Annotated in this window: 2 protein-coding genes; one reads left to right on the top strand and one right to left on the bottom strand. The window is 30.5% G+C overall.

The features are described from left to right. Window positions 1–500 precede the first annotated feature (500 nt). The gene (locus ACH63V_RS17995; protein ID WP_396464311.1) at window positions 501–620 is read left to right on the top strand and encodes a hypothetical protein; all 120 of its coding nucleotides are present in this window, start codon (window positions 501–503) and stop codon (window positions 618–620) included. A gap of 149 nt (window positions 621–769) precedes the next feature. On the opposite strand, the gene ACH63V_RS17990 is transcribed toward ACH63V_RS17995, so the two are convergent. Then, window positions 770–1,594, bottom strand: coding sequence for a pyrroline-5-carboxylate reductase dimerization domain-containing protein (locus ACH63V_RS17990; RefSeq protein ID WP_343569277.1), 825 nt, complete (start codon window positions 1,592–1,594; stop codon window positions 770–772). Between the last annotated feature and the right edge of the window lie 152 nt (window positions 1,595–1,746).

The following is a 1,746-nucleotide window of genomic DNA, read 5'->3' as shown; positions in this document are numbered from 1 at the left end:
GCTAAATACTTTGGCATTTCTTCCTCCTCAATATTCTTATAAACAATTGAAAATAAAAAAATTCATAGTTTGATTATGAAGAATTAATTGTAATGGAGTGAAAACAAATTTGATTTCAATGTAAAAACTATCTGTATTATGTAAAATGGCACCAAAATGAACCACAAAAAAATTAAAATTCCGTTAACTGATCCGCAATTTTATTTAATAATTCTAACCAATTAGAAATGTTTCCTTTCAATTGTAAATGATTGTTTTTCAACAGCTCGTTCAATATAATATTTATAAATCAATAGGAAACCCATTTTCATATTTTTTCTACTGAAAATTAGACTTAAGATGCCTAATGTCTTTCCATTTACAAGTTTAAAGAAAAACTTAATCAAAGAGTAATTTATAACACTTCTTCATCTGTTATATTTTTTTGAAAAAATTCTGTATCTATGATTACACATTGTATTTCTTCATGATAGTAAACATCTAGACACGAGGTAGCTAACATGAATTTTTTAAGAAAGAAAAATAAAGCTAGTTTTGTATTATTTATTATCACACTCTATTCAATGCTAGGGTTTGGTTTGGGCTATATTATTTGGGAATATTTCTTGCAAATTCGATAACTTAAACTAGATACTCATATAAAAGCAGTTTTGATTATGAACCAATATAAGTAATTGTATGGTTCATTTTTATGGCATTAAATGACTTATAAAGTATAAAAGTACCTTTCAAAATATAAGTTATCTCAAAATTGAAAGGTACTTGGTTATCAGTTAAAGCTATGCCTAGTAATGTCAGCATTAATCTCTAGACTTATTTCTTTACTACGATGATAAGCTGCTCTCAAAGCCAAGCGGATATCATCGGAAAGGTTTCCTAGTTCAAACATTCGTAAAGCAGATTCGGTAATTCCATTAGCCAGTGTCACCTTCCCGCATAGTTCACTTGGCTGAACGTTACTTTTACGGACCATGTCTACGGCACCTGAGGCTGCTTGTAGTGCGAGATCTAAAGCGAACTGCTTATCTAGCCCCATAGAAACACCTGTTTTGACCATACTGTCGAGAATATAAAAGAAGTACGCTGGGCCTGAACCTGATAAAGCAATAATGGCATCACTTTCCGATTCTGAGTTTGCCCAATAGGTCTTCCCTGTTGCTGAGTAAATTGTCTCAACTACTTCTTTATCTAAAGGCTCTAGATATTCTGAACCAATCAGCACATGGGTACCCGTATAAGTTAATACTGGTGGGTTAGAAATGACTCTTATAATCTTTTTTGAACCCGTAATACTTACTAGTTGTTTAATATTAACCCCAGCCATCATCGATACTATTGTTTTATCAGCTAGCCATTTTTTTAATGGCGCCAGTATAGCTTTTAGGTTTTTTGGGTCTAGTAATAGAACAACGATATCAGCCTTTTTTACCTCATGCTGTTTTTGCTTTAGAATAATTTCATTATCAAACTTTACTTCCTCTATAAGATTAATTTTTTCTTTTTGGAATCCTTTTAAAACCAAACCTCCAATTAAAGCTAAAGACAAATTACTGCTGCCAATAAAGCAAATATTAGGTTGTACTATATTCAACATTTAGAATTATTTCCTTCCTGTAGATATACTACAAAAAGAAATATTATTTATGACTTAAGTCATGGACCGTTAATACAATAAAAATTTAATTAATTTTTATGAATGTTAAGTTTAATTTTACAACAAAATCATATGTTGAGCTAAGAAAACCC

The organism is Acinetobacter sp. ABJ-A23_2, from assembly GCF_044538765.1.
Lineage (GTDB): Bacteria > Pseudomonadota > Gammaproteobacteria > Pseudomonadales > Moraxellaceae > Acinetobacter > Acinetobacter nosocomialis_A.
This window is presented reverse-complemented; position numbering and strand designations above follow the sequence as displayed.

Excerpts from the sequence above, each read along its gene's own strand:
- ACH63V_RS17995 (WP_396464311.1), top strand. The coding sequence starts at position 501 with ATGAATTTTTTAAGAAAGAAAAATAAAGCTAGTTTTGTATTATTTATT.
- ACH63V_RS17990 (WP_343569277.1), bottom strand. The coding sequence starts at position 1,594 with ATGTTGAATATAGTACAACCTAATATTTGCTTTATTGGCAGCAGTAAT.